The 17,776-nt window shown below is 70.4% G+C and carries 17 protein-coding genes and 2 rRNA genes; 16 read left to right on the top strand and 3 right to left on the bottom strand.

The window, feature by feature from the left end; translation table 11 throughout:
* From ACIPSE_RS05430 to ACIPSE_RS05380, 11 genes are all read left to right on the top strand, one after another.
* Positions 1-145: ribosomal RNA gene (locus ACIPSE_RS05430) — 23S ribosomal RNA — on the top strand; the annotation flags it as partial.
* Between the two features lie 91 nt (positions 146-236).
* Positions 237-353: ribosomal RNA gene (rrf, locus tag ACIPSE_RS05425) — 5S ribosomal RNA — on the top strand.
* Between the two features lie 60 nt (positions 354-413).
* Complete coding sequence (locus tag ACIPSE_RS05420) at positions 414-1,058, top strand: HAD family hydrolase (RefSeq protein WP_401657596.1); 645 nt, start codon at positions 414-416, stop codon at positions 1,056-1,058.
* Between the two features lie 76 nt (positions 1,059-1,134).
* Positions 1,135-1,830 (top strand): VC0807 family protein, encoded by a 696-nt coding sequence (locus tag ACIPSE_RS05415; RefSeq protein ID WP_401657594.1) that lies wholly within the window; start codon positions 1,135-1,137, stop codon positions 1,828-1,830.
* Positions 1,831-1,868: 38 nt separating this feature from the next.
* Positions 1,869-3,086, top strand: a complete 1,218-nt coding sequence (locus ACIPSE_RS05410) for an MFS transporter (RefSeq protein ID WP_401657592.1) — start codon at positions 1,869-1,871, stop codon at positions 3,084-3,086.
* Positions 3,037-4,209 carry an acetoin utilization protein AcuC gene (locus ACIPSE_RS05405; RefSeq protein ID WP_401657590.1) on the top strand — a complete coding sequence of 391 codons (1,173 nt, stop codon included), beginning with the start codon at positions 3,037-3,039 and terminating at the stop codon, positions 4,207-4,209. Before ACIPSE_RS05410 ends, ACIPSE_RS05405 begins: the two co-directional genes overlap by 50 nt.
* A 249-nt stretch (positions 4,210-4,458) precedes the next feature.
* Positions 4,459-5,274 carry a phosphatase gene (locus tag ACIPSE_RS05400; protein WP_401657588.1) on the top strand — a complete coding sequence of 272 codons (816 nt, stop codon included), beginning with the start codon at positions 4,459-4,461 and terminating at the stop codon, positions 5,272-5,274.
* A 129-nt stretch (positions 5,275-5,403) separates the two neighbouring features.
* Entirely contained in the window at positions 5,404-5,616 is a 213-nt protein-coding gene (locus ACIPSE_RS05395; protein ID WP_004984898.1) for a helix-turn-helix domain-containing protein, read from the top strand.
* Positions 5,617-5,737: 121 nt separating this feature from the next.
* Positions 5,738-5,836: a 30S ribosomal protein bS22 gene (locus ACIPSE_RS05390; RefSeq protein ID WP_003948845.1), complete on the top strand. Its 99-nt coding sequence runs from the start codon at positions 5,738-5,740 to the stop codon at positions 5,834-5,836.
* 321 nt (positions 5,837-6,157) lie between these two features.
* Positions 6,158-7,219: an NAD-dependent epimerase/dehydratase family protein gene (locus tag ACIPSE_RS05385; RefSeq protein WP_401657698.1), complete on the top strand. Its 1,062-nt coding sequence runs from the start codon at positions 6,158-6,160 to the stop codon at positions 7,217-7,219.
* A 14-nt stretch (positions 7,220-7,233) separates the two neighbouring features.
* On the top strand, positions 7,234-8,295 hold the full coding sequence (locus tag ACIPSE_RS05380; RefSeq protein ID WP_401657586.1) for a lysophospholipid acyltransferase family protein: 1,062 nt from the start codon (positions 7,234-7,236) through the stop codon (positions 8,293-8,295).
* Between the two features lie 88 nt (positions 8,296-8,383).
* Here ACIPSE_RS05380 and ACIPSE_RS05375 read toward each other — a convergent pair whose 3' ends face one another.
* The 3 genes from ACIPSE_RS05375 to ACIPSE_RS05365 all read right to left on the bottom strand — a co-directional run bounded on the left by ACIPSE_RS05375 (position 8,384) and on the right by ACIPSE_RS05365 (position 11,902).
* The gene (locus ACIPSE_RS05375; RefSeq protein WP_401657585.1) at positions 8,384-9,610 is read right to left on the bottom strand and encodes a DUF5667 domain-containing protein; all 1,227 of its coding nucleotides are present in this window, start codon (positions 9,608-9,610) and stop codon (positions 8,384-8,386) included.
* A gap of 253 nt (positions 9,611-9,863) precedes the next feature.
* The gene (locus tag ACIPSE_RS05370) at positions 9,864-10,634 is read right to left on the bottom strand and encodes an ECF subfamily RNA polymerase sigma factor, BldN family (protein WP_401657583.1); all 771 of its coding nucleotides are present in this window, start codon (positions 10,632-10,634) and stop codon (positions 9,864-9,866) included.
* Positions 10,635-10,960: 326 nt separating this feature from the next.
* The gene (locus tag ACIPSE_RS05365; RefSeq protein ID WP_401657581.1) at positions 10,961-11,902 is read right to left on the bottom strand and encodes an HAD family hydrolase; all 942 of its coding nucleotides are present in this window, start codon (positions 11,900-11,902) and stop codon (positions 10,961-10,963) included.
* A gap of 118 nt (positions 11,903-12,020) precedes the next feature.
* Here ACIPSE_RS05365 and ACIPSE_RS05360 point away from each other — a divergent pair, with 118 nt between their 5' ends.
* The 5 genes from ACIPSE_RS05360 to ACIPSE_RS05340 all read left to right on the top strand — a co-directional run bounded on the left by ACIPSE_RS05360 (position 12,021) and on the right by ACIPSE_RS05340 (position 17,661).
* Entirely contained in the window at positions 12,021-12,305 is a 285-nt protein-coding gene (locus tag ACIPSE_RS05360) for a glutaredoxin family protein (RefSeq protein WP_401657579.1), read from the top strand.
* Positions 12,306-12,540: 235 nt separating this feature from the next.
* Positions 12,541-13,305, top strand: coding sequence for a redox-sensing transcriptional repressor Rex (locus ACIPSE_RS05355; RefSeq protein WP_401657577.1), 765 nt, complete (start codon positions 12,541-12,543; stop codon positions 13,303-13,305).
* Entirely contained in the window at positions 13,302-14,999 is a 1,698-nt protein-coding gene (locus tag ACIPSE_RS05350; protein ID WP_401657575.1) for a glutamyl-tRNA reductase, read from the top strand. Before ACIPSE_RS05355 ends, ACIPSE_RS05350 begins: the two co-directional genes overlap by 4 nt.
* The gene (gene hemC / locus ACIPSE_RS05345) at positions 14,996-15,955 is read left to right on the top strand and encodes a hydroxymethylbilane synthase (protein WP_401657573.1); all 960 of its coding nucleotides are present in this window, start codon (positions 14,996-14,998) and stop codon (positions 15,953-15,955) included. The genes ACIPSE_RS05350 and hemC overlap by 4 nt, the downstream gene beginning before the upstream one ends.
* Complete coding sequence (locus tag ACIPSE_RS05340; RefSeq protein ID WP_401657571.1) at positions 15,952-17,661, top strand: uroporphyrinogen-III synthase; 1,710 nt, start codon at positions 15,952-15,954, stop codon at positions 17,659-17,661. The genes hemC and ACIPSE_RS05340 overlap by 4 nt, the downstream gene beginning before the upstream one ends.
* Positions 17,662-17,776 lie beyond the last annotated feature (115 nt).

Raw genomic sequence — 17,776 nt, 5'->3', positions numbered from 1 at the left:
TAAGCGGGAAGCCTGCTTCGAGATGAGTATTCCCACCCACTTGATGGGGTAAGGCTCCCAGTAGACGACTGGGTTGATAGGCCGGATCTGGAAGCCCAGTAATGGGTGGAGGTGACCGGTACTAATAGGCCGAGGGCTTGTCCTCAGTTGCTCGCGTCCACTGTGTTGGTTCTGAAACCACGAACGGCCCCGTATGGCCACATGCGGTGCGGCATAGTTCGACAGTTTCATAGTGTTTCGGTGGTCATAGCGTGAGGGAAACGCCCGGTTACATTCCGAACCCGGAAGCTAAGCCTCACAGCGCCGATGGTACTGCAGGGGGGACCCTGTGGGAGAGTAGGACACCGCCGAACAAATTTTGAGAAAGGCCCACGCCATTAGGCGTGGGCCTTTCTGCGTTTATGCTCAAACGCATGCGCTATGACCTGGTCATCTTCGACAACGACGGTGTGCTCGTCGACAGCGAGCCCATTTCCAATCGGCTCCTGGCCGCCTATCTCACCGAGGTCGGGCATCCGACGACCTACGAGGAGTCCCTGCGTGACTACATGGGGTCCGCCATGCACCGCATCCACGACCTGGTCGAGGAGCGGACCGGGCGACAGTTGCCGGACGACTTCGACGATGTCTTCCACGCCCGTGTGTTCGCCGCGTTCGAGCGGGAGCTGAAGCCGGTCGCCGGGGCCGTCGAGGTGCTGGAGAAACTGGCCGCGGACGGAGTGCCGTACTGCGTCGCCTCGTCGGGGAGCCATACCCGGATTCGGGTGGGGCACCGGACGACCGGGTTGGACCGGTGGTTCGAGGAGGAGCGGATCTTCAGCTCGGAGGATGTCGGGCGGGGGAAGCCGGCGCCGGATCTGTTCCTGTACGCCGCGGAGCGGATGGGGGTGGCGCCGGAGCGGTGTGTGGTCGTCGAGGACAGTCCGCTGGGGGTGCAGGCGGCCGTCGCGGCGGGGATGGACGTGTACGGGTTCACCGCCATGACGCCGGCCGCGCGGCTCGCCTCGGCCGGTCGACTCTTCGCCGACATGCGGGAGTTGACCGATCTGCTGGTCTGAGGCCTGACTTTTGTCACGGCAGGCTCCGGACGATCGTTTCTACTGGGGACCCCCTCCCGGCCGCGAAGCTGAGGGCATGACACAGACACGAGGCAAGGGGGCCGACTTCGTACCGCTCGTCCTGGACGTGGCGGTGCCGGTCGGGTCGTACTACCTGTTCCGGGACGGGTTCGGGATGGGGACGATGGCGGCGCTCGCGTGGAGCAGTGTGGTGCCGGCGGTGCGGACCGGGTGGGGTGTGATCAGGAAGCGGACCGTCGAAGGGCTGGCGCTGCTGATCCTGGTCGTGAACCTGGTGGGGATCGTGCTGAGCCTCGTCGCCGGGGATCCTCGGCTGATGCTGGCGAAGGAGAGCGCGGTCGGCAGTGTGATCGGGATCGGGGTGCTGGTCTCGGTGCTGGTGGGCAGGCCGATGATGACCGCCGGGATGAAGCCGTGGCTGGTGAAGGGTGATGCCGGGCGGGAAGCCGCCTGGGGGCGGTTGCGGACGGGGTCGGTCGAGTTCCGGCGGGCCGAGCGGGTCTTCTCGCTGGTCTGGGGGGTCGTTCTGCTCGGGGAGTGCGTGGTCCGGGTGGTGGGGGCGTACACCCTGCCCGTGGACACCATGGTGTGGCTCGGGACCGTCATCCTCGTCGTCGCCATGGCGGTGGCCTTCGTGGTGAGCGGGGCGTTGGCCGCGGGCCCCATGGAAGGCATGCTCACCGAGGAGGCGCGCCGTGAGGCCCGGGAGCGGGCTCGGCAGGAAGATGAACTGAATTCATCTTTGGCTTGATCTACCCATGGGTAGTCCGGGGCTCTACGCTCGCCGCCATGACAGATGTGCTGCGGCGGGGTAGGGCCTCGTTGGCGTTCAGCTTCTTCGCCCAGGGCGTCGCCTTCGCCCTGCTGGTGACGAGGATCCCGGCCATCCAGGACCGGTACGGGGTGTCCGACGCGCTGCTGCCCGCTTTCCTGGCCGCCGTGCCGATCCTCGCCGGGGTCGGGAGCGTCTCGACCGAGAAGCTGGTGCGGCGCGTGCCGCCGAGCCGGGTGCTGCGCTGGTCCCAGCCCGTGGTGCTGCTGGCGCTGCTCGGGGTCGGGGCCGGGGAGTCTACGGTCGAACTCGGCGTCTCGCTCGCCGCGTTCGGGCTGGCCGTGGGTGCGCTCGACGCCTCGATGAACATGCTCGGGGTCAGCCTGCAACGGTCGTACGGGCGCAGCATCATGCTCAGTTTCCACGCGGTGTTCAGCCTGGGCGGGATTCTCGGGGCCTCGCTCGCGTGGGTGGGGGCGCACTGGGACCTGGCGCTGTTCGTGTCGTATCTGCCGGTCGTCGTCGTGCTGTTGCCGGCGGCGTTCGTCGGGAGCCGGTGGTACGTCGACGGGGGTGCCGCCGAGGACGCCGTCGAGAAGGACGGGGGTGAGGGCGGGGCCCTGGCCTTCAAGCTGCTGCTGCCGCTGTGCCTGGTGATGTCCTTCGCGTACATCGGGGACTCGACCGTCTCCAACTGGAGCGCCAAGTACCTCCAGGACGTGCTCGGGAGCAGTGAGCAGCTGGCCACCGTGCCCTACAACGTCTACATGGTCACCACGCTGATCGGGCGGGCCGTCGGGGACTTCGGGGTGCGGAGGTTCGGGGCGGCGGCCGTGGTGCGGATCGGTGCGGTGGTCGCCGCGATCGGGTTCGCCGTGGTCGCGGCGGCGCCCGGGGCGTGGGTCGGGATGCTCGGGTTCACCCTGCTGGGACTGGGGCTGTGTGTGCTGGTGCCGCAGACCTTCGCGGCGGCCGGGCGGCTGTTCCCGGGGGCCTCCGATGCGGCCATCGCCCGGCTCAACGTCTTCAACTATGTCGGGTTTCTGGTCGGTTCGCCCCTGGTCGGTGCGCTCGGCGACGCGTGGAGCTACCGCGGGGCGATGCTGGTGCCGATGGTGTTGGTGCTGGTGACGCTCGTGTACGCCAAGTCGTTCGCCGCTCAACCGGACCGATACGGTGGCGGGCATGAGCGGCCGCGCACAGCTGATGTGGGACGAGGCAGTAACGGGCTATGACTTCGGTCCGGACCATCCGATGGATCCGGTCCGGCTGGCCCTGACCCGGAGCCTGGTCGACGCCTTCGGGCTGGACCGGGGGCTGGAGGTCGTGGCCGCCAAGCCGGCCGGGGAGTCGACGCTTCGGCTGGTGCACCGCGAGGACTACATCGATGCGGTGAAGGCGGCGTCGGAGAATCCCGACGCGGCCGACCAGTCGTACGGTCTCGGGACCGTGGACGATCCGGCCTTCGCCGGGATGCACGAGGTGTCCGCGATGATCGCGGGGCAGTCGGTGGGGGCGGCGGAGGCCGTGTGGGCCGGGGACGCGCTGCACGCGGTGAACTTCGCGGGCGGGCTGCATCACGCGATGCCCGGGGGCGCCTCCGGGTTCTGCATCTACAACGACGCCTCGCTGGCCATCGCGCGGCTGCTGGAGCTGGGGGCCGAGCGGGTCGCCTACATCGACGTCGACGTGCATCACGGGGACGGGGTCCAGGCCGCGTTCTGGGAGGACCCGCGGGTTCTGACGATCTCGCTGCACGAGCATCCCCGTACGTTGTTCCCGCAGACCGGGTGGCCCGAGGAGACCGGGGCGGCGGGGGCCGAGGGGAGCGCGGTGAACGTCGCCCTGCCGGCGGGGACCGGGGACGCCGGGTGGCTGCGGGCGTTCCACGCCGTGGTGCCGGAGCTGATCGCGGACTTCCGGCCGCAGGTGCTGGTCACGCAGCACGGGGCCGACACGCACTTCGAGGATCCGCTGGCTCATCTCGCCGTGTCGTTGGACGCGCAGCGGGCCGTGCAGGTCGCCTGTCACGAGTTGGCGCATTCGTACGCCGAGGGGCGGTGGGTCGCGCTCGGTGGGGGTGGGTACGCGGTCGTCGATGTCGTTCCCCGGTCGTGGACGCATCTGGTGGCGATCGCCGCGGGGCGGGAGTTGGCGCCGGAGACGGTGATTCCTGAGAGCTGGCGGCAGGAAGTGTTCGCTCGGACGCGGCAGTTGGGGCCGGGGCGGATGACCGACGGGCGGTGGCCGGTGGGGTGGGGGGACTGGGAGGCGGGGTACGACCCTGCGGACCGGTTGGACCAGGCGGTGTTGGCTGCCCGGCGGGCGGCGTTTCCCCTGCGGGGGTTGCTGGCGTAGGGGGTACCGGCCTTGAGGTGGGTGGGCGTTGCTCGCCGCCGTTGGGCGGGTGCCGCTGCGCTCACCTGTGCCGCCCCAAGCGGCACGACTGCCCGCAGCTGGGTGAGTGGGTAGGTGGGTGGGGTGCGGCACGACTGCCCGCAGCCAGGTAGGTGGGTAGGTAGGCGGGGTGCGGGGAGCGTTACGCCAACCGTGGGGTGTTGGGGGGTTTCCCGGGTCGGTCGGGGTGGGGTGCGGCAGCATCGGGGGGTGGTGTCCGTCGGGGCGATGCGTGCTCATCTGCTGGCTGCTCGGCTTGCCGGGGTCGTGGCGACCTCGCGGGAGGAGAGCCTGCGGAGCTATCGGCTGTTCGCGGCTCGGGACCCCCGGATGACGATCGGGATCGATCCCGAACGGACATGGGGACAGCGGGACCTGATCGGTCTCATGGCGGACAAGTGCGGGGTTTCGAGCGATCCGCGGGTCACTTCGGGCCAGGATGTGATCGATCCTGAACGGACGTTGGCCGCCCTCGACGCCTTCGCCGGTCGGATCGCCGACGTCGCGCAGCGTGGCGCCCCCGTGCTGATCGGCACCGGGCACCCGCACCGGCTGCTCGGGTTCTACGCCGCGTTGGCGGACGCGCTGTCGGCGGCGGGATGTGCCGTCCTCACCCCCGCGCATGGTCGCTGTGTCGACATAACGACCCGGTTCGGTCTACGCACGTACAACCTCGACTACGTACGAGGAGTCGCGTTCGTGCGAGACGCCGACGCCGTGGGCGACGGTCGTGCGACCGGCGCACACACGCATTCACCGCTCCCGGTTCGGGTCGCCCTGGAGGCCGCGGCGGATGCCTGCGGGGTGCTGCCCGGGCTGGTGATCGGGGATCACGGGTGGGTCTGCGGAGCAGGTCAGCTGGGGTTTGAGGCCATTGGGCTGGCCGATACCGATGACCCCGCGCTCTTCGTGGGGGAGGCGGAGGGGGTCGTGTCCGTCGTCGTTCCACTTGATGACGCTGTGCGGTCTGATTACTACCGGCCGCTTACCCGCTACGTACTCAATCGAGCGTGTCTGTCACAGTAGGCCGTTGATGGGTGCACCTCTTCCCCACTCGCATCACCCGCCCCTACATTGGGGAGTGAGCACGCAGCGACGAAGAGTCACCGGAAGGGGAAGCCGGTGGCCGTCGAGTGCGGAAGGTTCAGGTGTGTGATGGCTGCAGCAGGCGAGAGGCCTCTGAACGAGGTTCAGTTCCTTACCGTGGCGGAAGTAGCCTCGGTGATGCGAGTGTCGAAGATGACCGTGTACCGGCTGGTGCACAGCGGTCATCTGCCCGCGATCCGGGTGGGGCGGTCGTTCCGTGTCCCGGAGCAAGCGGTCCACGAGTACCTTCGCGAGAGTTATGTGGGGGTGGAAACCGCCTGATCAACGGTCGGCGACGCCCTCGATTACGACCTCAGCGCTCGGGCGGGTAGGCTGGCCCCTTGTAGGTCGTATGGGCCCATGGCGCCCAGCACCGAGTGATGAGAAGTGAGCGAGGGTAGTCGTGGGCTCTGTTATCAAGAAGCGGCGCAAGCGGATGGCCAAGAAGAAGCACCGCAAGCTGCTCAAGCGCACGCGCGTTCAGCGTCGCAACAAGAAGTAAGCGACGCTGCGCAGGCAGTGTGACTGTGGCCCCCCACCGGACCCGGTGGGGGGCCACACGCATATCCGGAGCGGGTGTCCGTCCGGCGGGGAGCGAGCGGCCGGCCGGCCCGTCCGGGCCTCGCCGACCTGGCCGGCCGTCACATGCCACTGCACATGGCACTTCACATGGCCTGGTCTGGTCGTACGACTGTGGATGTCGTCACTTCGTGCATTGGGTGGTCATCACAGCGCAACATCGACCCGCTAGGTTGGCGGCAGGCGGGGAACCCGGCAGGGTACGCAGTGACGAGTGAGTGCTGGACGAAGGAAGGCGCTGATCTTGGGCAAGGTCGTGCTCGTGACCGGAGTGGCCCGTCAACTGGGGGGCCGGTTCGTACGACGCATTCAGCGTGACCCTCAGGTGGACCGGGTGATCGCCGTGGACGCGGTGCCGCCCGAGCATCATCTGGGCGGCGCGGACTTCGTCCAGGCCGACATCCGGCAGCCGGCCATAGCCCGCGTGCTGGCCGAGACGGCCGCCGACACCGTCGTACACCTGGACGTCACGGCGATGGCGCTCGGCAGCGGCAGCCGGACCACGGTCAAGGAGACCAACGTCATCGGCACCATGCAGCTGCTGGGTGCCTGTCAGAAGTCGCCGACGGTCAAGCGGCTGGTGATCAAGTCCAGTACGAACGTGTACGGGTCGGCGCCGCGGGATCCGGCCGTGTTCACCGAGGGCACCCCGCCCAAGTCGCTGCCCAGCGGCGGGTTCGCCAAGGACACCGTCGAGGTCGAGGGGTATGTGCGCGGGTTCGCTCGGAGGCGTCCCGACGTGGCCGTGTGCGTGCTGCGGTTCGCCAACATCCTCGGGCCGAGCGCCGATACACCGCTCGCCTCGTACTTCTCGCTGCCCGTGCTGCCGACCGTGTTCGGGTACGACCCGAGGCTCCAGTTCGTCCACGAGGACGACGTGATCGAGGTGCTGCGCCGGGCCTCGCACGACCCGGAGCGGTCCACGCTGAACAGCGGCACGTTCAACATCGCCGGAGACGGGGTGCTGTTGCTGTCGCAGTGCGCGCGGCGGCTCGGGCGGCCGACGGTGCCGCTGCTGCTGCCCGCCGTCAACTGGGCGGGCACGCTGGTCCGTACGCTGGGCGTGACGGACTTCTCGCCCGAGCAGATCCGGCTGCTCACCCACGGCCGGGTCGTGGCCACCGGGCAGATGCGGGAGACCCTCGGGTTCCGGCCCAAGTACACGACGGCGGAGACGTTCGCGGACTTCGTGCGGGGCCGCGGACCGGGGCTGCTGCCGCCCGAGGCCCTCGCGGGGGCCGTGGACCGGATCGCCGCGCTGCCCGTCCTGGGCGGCGGGCACCTCCCGACGCAGAGCGCCAACTGAGGAGCGCATCAACGATGGCGGACGCCAAGGTCATTCCGTTCGACGACGACCGGTCCCGTGGGGCTGCCGTGCAGCGGCCGTCGCGGCGCCGGGGTGTGGGGAGCAGGCGCAAGGCCGCGGAGCCCGCGGTGGTGCGCGAGGTCCGTGAGGTACGTGAGGTTCATGAGGTCCAGCCCCTGCCCACGGCGGGTTCGGGCCACGATGATGTTCAGGTGACCGAAAAGGAACCGGAGAGCGGTGGGCTCGAGCGGCGGATCGCCGGCGGCCTGTCGTTCCTGCGCCGCCGCCTCACCGGGGACTACGACGTCGACGACTTCGGGTACGACGAGGAGCTCACCGACCAGGTCCTGATGTCGCTGCTGCGGCCGGTGTACGAGAAGTACTTCCGGGTCGAGGTGAAGGGCATCGAGAACATCCCGGCGGAGGGCGGCGCGCTGATCGTCGCCAACCACTCGGGGACGATCCCGATGGACGGCCTGATGATGCAGGTCGCCGTCCACGACAACCACCCGGCGGACCGGCATCTGCGCCTGCTGGCCGCCGACCTGGTCTTCATGCTGCCGGTGGTCAACGAGCTGGCCCGCAAGCTGGGGCACACGCTGGCCTGCGCGGAGGACGCGGAACGGCTGCTCGGGCAGGGCGAGTTGGTCGGGGTGATGCCGGAGGGCTTCAAGGGCATCGGCAAGCCCTTCAGCGAGCGCTACAAGCTCCAGCGGTTCGGCCGCGGCGGCTTCGTCTCCACGGCTCTGCGCAAGGGTGCCCCGATCATTCCGTGCTCGATCGTGGGCGCGGAGGAGATCTACCCGATGATCGGCAACGCCAAGACGCTGGCCCGCGTCCTCGGCTTCCCCTACTTCCCGATCACCCCCACCTTCCCGTGGCTCGGCCCTCTCGGCGCGATCCCGCTCCCCACCAAGTGGACGATCCAGTTCGGCGAACCGATCCCCACGAACGGCTACCCGCCGGAGGCCGCCGAGGATCCCATGCTCATGTTCAACCTCACGGACCAGGTGAGGGAGCAGATCCAGCACACGTTGTACAAGCTGCTGGTGCAGCGGCGGTCGGTGTTCTTCTGACTGGTTCCGCCTGGTTCCGCCTGGTTCCGCGTGGTGGTACGTCGATGGGGCGCCCTTCCGAGAAGGGCGCCCCATCGGTGTGTCGCTGCTAGCCCGCGTCCTCGCTGTCGATGCCCAGGCCGGGGAGGAGGCCGGGGAGGAGGGGCGGGAGGGTGACGTCGGGGTCGGTCGGGTCGGTCGTCGCGGACGGCGTGGAGCTGGTGCCGCTGGTGGCCGGGGGGTCCAGGAGGCCGCCGGTGTTGCCGCCGAGGAGACCGTCGCCGGTGTCGGAGGACGCGGAGCTGCTGGGGCTCCGGGTGTCCGAGCCGGTGGTGTCCGGGGCGGAGTCGCTCGGCGGGACGGAACGGTCCGAGCCCGTGCTGCCGGGCGCGGACGTGCCGGGACCCTGCCGCCGGCCTTCGCCGCCCCGGGCGGGCGGCTGGGGGAGCAGCGACTGGAGCGGGGCGACCTCTTCGTCTATGGCGTCGAAGACCGAGCTGACCTGCTCGCTCACGTCGCCGAGCTGGACCGGCAGCCGGTCGCGCAGGGCGCCCCAGGCCTCGCGGTGCGAGTTGGAGAACGCGGAGAGCGCCTGGATGGGGCCGAGCGAGTCCGGGTCGCGCTCATAGGCGGCGTGCAGGAGACGGTGGCCCTCGGTGGCGTCGTGCTGTACCCCGGACAGGGTGCGGCGGATCTCGCCGAGGGACTCGTGGTCGAGGTGGCCGCCGCGCCCGCGGTCCATCAGGCGACGGGCCTCGTTGAGCCGGGTGGAGGCCTGGTCGAGGAAGGCCTCGCCGCGCTGGTCGTCCCCGTCGGACAGATAGTTGAGCTTGAAGTCCTCGATGCCGCGCTTGAGTCCGTAGAGCGAGTCACCGGGGAGTGCGTCGGAGCTGGCCGCGGCCACTCCGCCGAACGCGCCCGCGGCGACGCCGACACTGAGTCCGCCGGCCGCGAGGCCCTTGGTCAGTCTCGACTTCGGGCGCAGTTTGCCCAGCGCGGACGCCCGGTGGGCGCCTCGCGCGCGGTGCGAGCGCTGTTCGGGGACCGCGGGGCCGCCCGCCCCACCCCCGACAGCGCCTTCCTGGAGCATGGCCTCGAACGCGGCTACTAGCTGGGCCCGCTGGACGACCTTGACCTCGGGATCCAGCTTCGGCTTCGGCAGCTCGTCGAGACACTCCGTCAGGGCCAGCATGCGGCCCCGTTCGGAGTGTTCGGCGGCGGCCGGGTCGGGCGCCGGTCCTTCGGCCTCTTCGGCCGCCGTGCCCTGGTCGGACTGGTCCTCCAGGGCCTGGGCGAAGGCGTTCGCCCGCCGGTGCGCCGATACGTTCGCGATCACGGGCGGCACCTCCTCTCGTCATGACGGTCGACTCCCCAGGGGGTCCTGAGGGTTGCACGCCCCGACCACGTCCACACGATCGGGTGATCGACGTGGGTCAGGGAGTGACCACAGGGAGCCTGCATCCCGCACAACGAGCGGCGCGGCACTTGGGTTACGGACGGCGGATGATCGGATCGGGAAGTCAACGGACTTTAACCGAGCGCGAGTTGTTCGTCGCCCTGAGTCGCCGAGCGCTGCGGGGGTGCCGGGGTCAGCGGGCGTCGTCCGGGAGCAGCCGGGCGAGGGTGCGGACGGCCCGGTACTGCAGGGTCTTGATCGCGCCCTCGTTCTTCCCCATCACCCGGGCGGTCTCGGCGACCGAGAGGCCCTGGAGGAAGCGGAGCGTGACGCACTCCTGCTGCTGCGGGTTGAGCCGGCGCACGGCTTCGAGGAGCGCGGCGTTGGAGAGGGACTCCAGGACGGAGTCCTCCGGTGACCGCTCGACCTCGTTGGCGTCGAGCATCTCGCCGGTCGTCACCTCCAGGCGGAAGCGGCTCGACTTGAAGTGGTCGGCGACGAGGTTGCGGGCGATCGTCACCAGCCAGGCGCCGAAGTCACGGCCCTGCCAGGTGAACGTCCCGATGCGGCGCAGCGCGCGCAGGAACGTCTCACTGGTGAGGTCCTCGGCCGTCGCCTTTCCGCCCACCCGGTAATAGATGTACCGGTAGACGGTGTCGCTGTACTGGTCGTAGAGCCGCCCGAACGCGTCGGCCTCGCCGGCCTGGGCGCGTTCGACCAGATCCATCATGCGCGCGCTGTCGCTGTCCGCGGCCGGACGGCGTGCGGTGGTGGTGCCGGTCGAACGCCCTCGTCTGCCGACAGCCGCGCTGCCGTCGGCCAGTGCGTAGCACGGGCCGGCCGGTGCGGTGGCTACGGCGAGGGCGGGGACGGCGTACGCGGTGGGGACGAAGCGCAGGAGGTTGTGAACCGTTGCGCGCAGCGTAGCCAGGCCCGAGGCGTCAACCCCGACGTGTGCATACACGGGACTCCCAGAGGCAGAGCTTCCATCACGTGCAGTGCGGGACCGTTCACCCGTCGTAGCGACGGAGGGGTACCGGTTTGCGTCTGAGGAGAATAACGCTTCGTACAGGCCCTGCTACACCCAGTTGCTCTATTCATCGATTACGTCGCTTCTGTAACCGATTGAGACCCCATCAAGTGCCGGAGAGTGACCGCTTGTTGATCGATTCGGATCGAGATTCGGTCATGGTCGGGGCGTGTTGTGGCTGTGCCCCGACAAGATGAGTGCCGGGGCGGGGAGAGGGGTATCTCCTGAGTTTTGGGCGGCATCCGCCAGTTGGTGATCCGTCAGCGACGGCGGCGGTGCAGAGCGATCGCCGCCGCCGTGCCGCCGGCCACCGCGCCCACGCCCGCCGCGGCCGGGATGCCCACCTTGGCCGCCTTGCGGCCGGTGCGGTAATCACGCAAACGCCAGTCGAGTCGGCGCGCGTGCTTGCGCAGCTTGGCGTCCGGGTTGATCGCGTAGGGGTGCCCGACCAGGGACAGCATCGGGATGTCGTTGTGGCTGTCGCTGTACGCGGCGCAGCGCGAGAGGTCGAGGCCCTCCGCCGCGGCCAGGGCGCGTACCGCCTCCGCCTTCGCCGGACCGTGCAGGGGTTCGCCGACGAGCTTGCCGGTGTAGACGCCGTCGACGGACTCGGCGACCGTGCCGAGCGCGCCGGTGAGGCCGAGGCGGCGGGCGATCACCTGGGCGATCTCCACCGGGGCGGCCGTGACGAGCCACACCTTCTGGCCCGCGTCGAGATGGGCCTGCGCGAGGGCGCGGGTGCCCGGCCAGATGCGCTCGGCCATGTACTCGTCGTAGATCTCCTCGCCGATGGACATCAGCTCGGCGACGCGGTGGCCCTGGACGATGGAGAGGGCCGAGTCGCGGGCCTCCTGCATGTGCTCGGGGTCCTCGACGCCGGCCAGCCGGAACCAGGCCTGCTGCCAGGCGAACCGGGCGAGGTCGCGGGTCTCGAAGAACTTCCGCTTGTACAGACCCCGGCCGAAGTGGAAGAGGGCTGCGCCCTGCATCACGGTGTTGTCCAGGTCGAAGAACGCGGCTGCCCGGTCGTCGCCGAGCACCGGGAACTCCGGCTCCTGGTCCGGTGCCGAGGTCTCGGGGACCTCCTGGCCTTCCAGTTCCTGCGACGACTTGCGTGCGGCCTCCGCCGACGCCTCGCCTGCCAACACGCTCCGCGCCGTGGCGGAGCGCCTACGGGGAGTGAGCCATCCGAGAGCGGCCATGGCGTGAGCATAGCCAGTTTGTTCGGTGCCCTTGGAGCCGAGAGGTTCGGAGGGTGTGAACTCTCCGCGACCGCACCGTTAAAGCACTGCTGGAGAGCCCCTCGTGGCGCGGGGGAGAATGGCCGGTATGAGTCCTCTTTTCCGCCGGAAGCCGCCGGCGCCCCAGGATCGGCTGGTCACTCTCATTCGCAAACCCGGCTGTCATCTGTGTGATGACGCACAGACGGCGGTCGAAAAAGTCTGCGGCGAGCTCGGCGTGCGCTGGGAGCCGAAGGACATCACCGAGGACCAGGCCCTGCACGACCAGTACTGGGAGCAGATTCCGGTCGTACTCGTCGATGGTGAACAGCACACGTTCTGGCGGGTGAACGAAGATCGACTGCGGCAGGCACTGACCGAGTAGTCCAAACGGTCCGCAAACTCGCTTAGGATCGTTGGCGGCTTGGCCTTGGGGGTGGGAATCGTGAGGAGAGTGACCGGTTTTGCCCCCGAGACAGCAGTGCGTGACCCCGGTCACGTTGGCCGGGCAAATCGGACACCATCTTTGTGCACGCGTTCACAAAGACATAGCCTGCTTTCGACGGGGCGGTCTGGGTAAGTGTGACCGCCTGCAGCCCCGCTCTACCCGCAGGAGCACCGTGGCAACTGGCCGAACTCACCGACCGGCGACCCGTAGCCGAGGGATTCCCGAGGCCACCGTCGCCCGCCTTCCGCTGTACCTCCGCGCGCTGACCGGGCTGTCGGAGCGCTCGGTGCCCACGGTCTCCTCCGAGGAGCTCGCGGCCGCCGCCGGGGTCAACTCCGCGAAGCTGCGCAAGGACTTCTCCTACCTCGGCTCCTACGGGACCCGCGGTGTGGGGTACGACGTGGAGTACCTCGTCTATCAGATCTCCCGCGAACTGGGGCTGACCCAGGACTGGCCCGTCGTCATCGTCGGTATCGGCAACCTCGGCGCCGCCCTCGCCAACTACGGCGGGTTCGCCTCCCGCGGCTTCCGGGTCGCGGCGCTCATCGACGCCGACCCCGCCATGGCCGGGAAGCCCGTCGCCGGCATCCCCGTGCAGCACTCGGACGATCTGGAGAAGATCATCGAGGACAACGGGGTCAGCATCGGCGTCATCGCGACGCCCGCCGGCGCCGCCCAGCCCGTCTGCGACCGGCTCGTGGCCGCCGGGGTCACCTCCATCCTGAACTTCGCGCCGACCGTGCTGACCGTCCCGGACGGGGTGGACGTGCGCAAGGTCGACCTCTCCATCGAGCTCCAGATCCTCGCCTTCCACGAGCAGCGCAAGGCCGGTGAGGAGAGCGCCGCCGCCGCGGACGAGCGCGGCCCGGCCGCCGCCCGCAAGGAGTCCACCGAGCAGGGCCCGGACGGGGACGTACCCGCCGTGATGCCGGCATGAGTCTCCTCGTCGTAGGGCTGAGCCACCGCAGCGCTCCGGTGAGCGTGCTGGAGCGGGCCGCGCTGACCACGGACGCGCAGGTCAAGCTCCTCCAGGACACCGTCGCCGCCGAGCCGGCCGCCGAGGCCGCGCTGCTCGCCACCTGCAACCGCATCGAGCTGTACGCCGACGTGGACAAGTTCCACGCCGGTGTCGCCGAGCTGTCCACCCTGCTCGCCCAGCACAGCGGGGTCGGACTCGACGAGCTCACCCCCTATCTGTACGTCCACTACGAGGACCGGGCGGTGCACCACCTGTTCTCGGTGGCCTGCGGGCTCGACTCCATGGTCGTCGGCGAGGGGCAGATCCTCGGCCAGATCAAGGACTCGCTCGCCAGGGGCCAGGAGCTGCACACCGCCGGGCGGCTGCTGAACGACCTCTTCCAGCAGGCCCTGCGGGTCGGCAAGCGCGCGCACTCCGAGACCGGCATCGACCGGGCCGGGCAGTCGCTGGTGACCTTCGGCCTCGAACAGCTCGCCGCGGGGGCGGACGTCCCCGGGTGGGCCCGCGGCAGGAAGGCGCTGGTCATCGGCGCCGGTTCGATGTCCTCGCTGGCCGCGGCGACGCTGGCGCGGGCCGGGGTCGGCGAGATCGTGATCGCCAACCGCACCGCCGAGCGGGCCTCGCGGCTCGCCGAGATCCTCACCGAGGGCGCGGACACGGACGTGGTGGCCCGTGCGGTACCGATGGAATCGGTGTCGGACGAGCTGACACGTGCCGACGTCGTCGTGTCCTGCACGGGAGCCACCGGACTGGTGCTGACCGTCGACGCCGTCGCCGAGGCCGTGGGGGCCGAGCGGGGACCGGGCGCGCGGTCCGGCGCCGGACTGCTCCCCGCGCCCGCCCGCGCCGCCCAGGCCGTACGGCCGTCCGCGGCCCCGGGCGAGTCCGGGGACGAGAACTGTCCGCTCGACCTGTCCCCCGTGCCCGCCACCGCCGGGTTCTCCGTCCTCGGGGAGGCCGCGGTCGCCGGGATGGGCGCCGCCGAGCTGGAGCAGCACGCCGCCTGGGTGGACAACGCCCCCGGCCCGCAGCTCGTCGCCGACGAGGCCGAGGCGATCGCGGCGCTCGCCGCCGCCGTCGCGACCGTCGGACGGATCCCCGAGCGGCGCCGGCCCGAACCGGTCGCCACCGGGCCCGCGCCCACGTTCTTCCTGCTCGACCTCGCGATGCCCCGGGACATCGACGCCGCCGTGCACCGGCTGCCCGGGGTCCGGCTCGTCGACATCGAGTCGCTCGCCGAGGCGTCCGCCGACGCGCCCATGGCCTCCGACGTGGACCAGGTCCGGCGGATCGTCGCCGACGAGGTCGCCGCCTTCGGGGCCGCGCTGCGCGCCGCGCACATCACCCCCACCGTCGTCGCGCTGCGCACCATGGCCGCCGATGTCGTCGCCCTGGAGATCGCCCGCCTCGAAGGGCGGCTGCCCGGGCTCGACGACAAGCACCGCAGCGAGATCACGCAGACCGTCAGGCGCGTGGTCGACAAGCTGCTGCACGCACCGACCGTACGGGTCAAGCAGCTCGCCGCCGAGCCCGGCGGTGCCGGGTACGCGGACGCGCTGCGGACCCTGTTCGACCTCGACCAGGAGACGGTGGACGCCGTCTCGCGTGCCGAGGACAGCAACAGCAATGAGAAAGACCGAGGGCCGGCATGAGGGAGAAGGCGCTACGGCTCGGGACCAGGCGGAGCAAGCTCGCCATGGCCCAGTCCGGGCAGGTGGCGGACGCCGTGAGCCAGGTGACCGGGCGGCCCGTCGAGCTCGTCGAGATCACCACGTACGGAGACGTCTCCAGGGAGCAGCTCGCGCAGATCGGCGGGACGGGTGTGTTCGTCGCCGCCCTGCGCGAGGCGCTGCTCAGGGGTGAGGTGGACTTCGCGGTGCACTCGCTCAAGGACCTGCCGACCGGGCAGCCCGACGAGCTCGCGCTCGCCGCGATTCCGCTGCGCGAGGACCCGCGGGACGTCGTCGTCGCGCGGGACGCGCTGAAGTTCACCGATCTGCCCCGAGGGGCCCGCATCGGTACGGGTTCGCCCCGGCGCATGGCCCAGCTCAACGCGTACGCGCGGACGCACGGGCTTGATATCGAGACCGTACCGATTCGCGGGAATGTCGACACGCGGCTTGGGTTCGTACGCGATGGTGCGTTGGATGCTGTTGTGCTGGCCGCCGCCGGGCTGACCCGCATCGGCCGCATCGACGAAGTGACCGACTTCCTGTCGGTCGACACGGTTTTGCCCGCTCCCGGCCAGGGAGCACTCGCGATCGAGTGTGCCGCGGACAACGCGGACCTCATCGCCGCGCTCGGTGAGCTCGACGACCCGTTCACGCGGGCCGCCGTGACCGCCGAGCGGTCACTGCTCGCCGCCCTGGAGGCCGGTTGCAGCGCACCTGTGGGCGCGCTGGCCGACCTTCTGGCCGACGGGCAGATTGTCAAGGAAATGCGCCTGCGGGGCGTCGTCGGCACCACCGACGGCTCTCGCACGGTGCAGTTGTCAACCACCGGTCCCGTGCCCGAGACGTACGACCAGGCAATGTCGCTCGGCCGTGAACTCGCGGCCGAGATGCTTGCCCAGGGCGCGGCCGGTCTGATGGGGGAGCGAGCACAGTGAGCCCCACCGCCCTTCCTGCCGCCGGTCCTGAACACGGGCACGTCACCTTCCTGGGTGCCGGACCCGGAGATCCGGGGCTGCTTACCTTGCGCGCCGTGGAGGCGCTGGCGAGCGCGGACGTCCTCGTCGCCGAGCACGAGGTGCTCGACGTCGTACGCGTCCACGCCCGGTCCGGCGTCGCCGTCGTGAACACGGATCCCGGTTCCTCCGCGGATCCGGTTCCGGGCACAGGCACGCCTCAGCTGACGGTTGTTGACGGCACGTCAGCAACCGTGGGTGTCCCCGCCGTGAGGGATGCCGCACATCTTGTCATGGAGGCCGCGCGGGGCGGCAGGCGGGTCGTCCGTGCGGTGTCCGGGGACCCCGGGCTCGACGCGTACGCCGCCGAGGAGATGCTGGCGTGCGCCGCGGCCGGGGTGCCGTTCGAGGTCGTGCCCGGTGTCGCCGCCGCCGTCGGCGTACCCGCCTACGCCGGTGTCCCGCTGCGGGACGCCCAGGGCGCCGACGTCCGCTTCGTGGACGCGCGGACCGCTTCCGACCGGTGCTGGACGGAGGTGGGGGCGTCCGACGGGACCGTCGTCGTGTCGACCACCCTCGACTCCGTGGGCGCCGCGGCCGGAGAGCTGGTCGCCGCCGGGCGCAAGCCCGACACCCCGCTGACGGTCACCGTCGGCGGGACGACCACCCGGCAGCGCACCTGGACCGCCACCCTCGGGACCATCGCGCAGACCCTCAAGCAGGCCAAGGTGCTGCCCTCGCCCGAGGGCGGCCGGCCGGTGATAGCCGTGGTCGGTGAGCGTTCCGCCGCTGCCCAGCGCGAGCAGCTGTCCTGGTTCGAGTCCAAGCCCCTGTTCGGGTGGCGGGTGCTCGTGCCGCGGACCAAGGAGCAGGCGGCCTCGCTCTCCGACCAGCTGCGCTCGTACGGCGCCGTGCCGCACGAGGTGCCGACCATCGCCGTCGAGCCGCCGCGCACGCCCCAGCAGATGGAACGTGCCGTCAAGGGCCTCGTCACCGGACGCTACGAGTGGATCGCCTTCACCTCGGTCAACGCCGTCAAGGCCGTCCGGGAGAAGTTCGAGGAGTACGGGCTCGACGCGCGGGCGTTCGCCGGGATCAAGGTCGCGGCCGTCGGCGAGCAGACCGCCAAGGCGCTCATCGCGTTCGGTGTGAAGCCGGACCTGGTGCCCAGCGGTGAGCAGTCCGCGGCCGGACTCCTGGAGGACTGGCCGCCCTACGACCCGGTCTTCGACCCGATCGACCGGGTGTTCCTGCCGCGCGCCGACATCGCCACGGAGACCCTGGTCGCCGGGCTCATCGAGCTCGGCTGGGAGGTCGACGACGTCACGGCCTACCGGACCGTGCGGGCCTCGCCGCCGCCGGCGGAGACCCGCGAGGCGATCAAGGGCGGTGGCTTCGACGCCGTGCTCTTCACCTCCTCGTCCACCGTGCGGAACCTGGTCGGCATCGCCGGCAAGCCGCACAACGTGACCGTCATCGCCTGTATCGGGCCCGCCACGGCGAAGACCGCCGAGGAGCACGGGCTGCGGGTGGACGTGATGGCTCCCGAGCCGTCCGTGCACAGGCTGGCCGAGGCGCTCGCGGACTTCGGGATGAAGCGCCGGGCCGCCGCGCTGGAGGCCGGGGACGCGGTCACCCGGCCGAGCGAACGGCGACCGGGCGCCCGCAGACGGCGTACCACCACCTGAGGTGCCGGGGGCGGGCCGGCGGGGTTCACGGCGTTCGAATCCCCGCCCGCACCCGCCCCTCCGCGGGGGCCGCGGCTCCGACTTCCCGTCGGTAAAGGTGCCCCCGGGGCGGGCG

Source organism: Streptomyces sp. NPDC090106 (assembly GCF_044747265.1).
In the GTDB taxonomy this organism is placed as follows: Bacteria; Actinomycetota; Actinomycetes; order Streptomycetales; family Streptomycetaceae; genus Streptomyces.
Note: the sequence above shows the minus strand (reverse complement) of the source record. Positions and strands in the feature narration are given on the sequence as shown.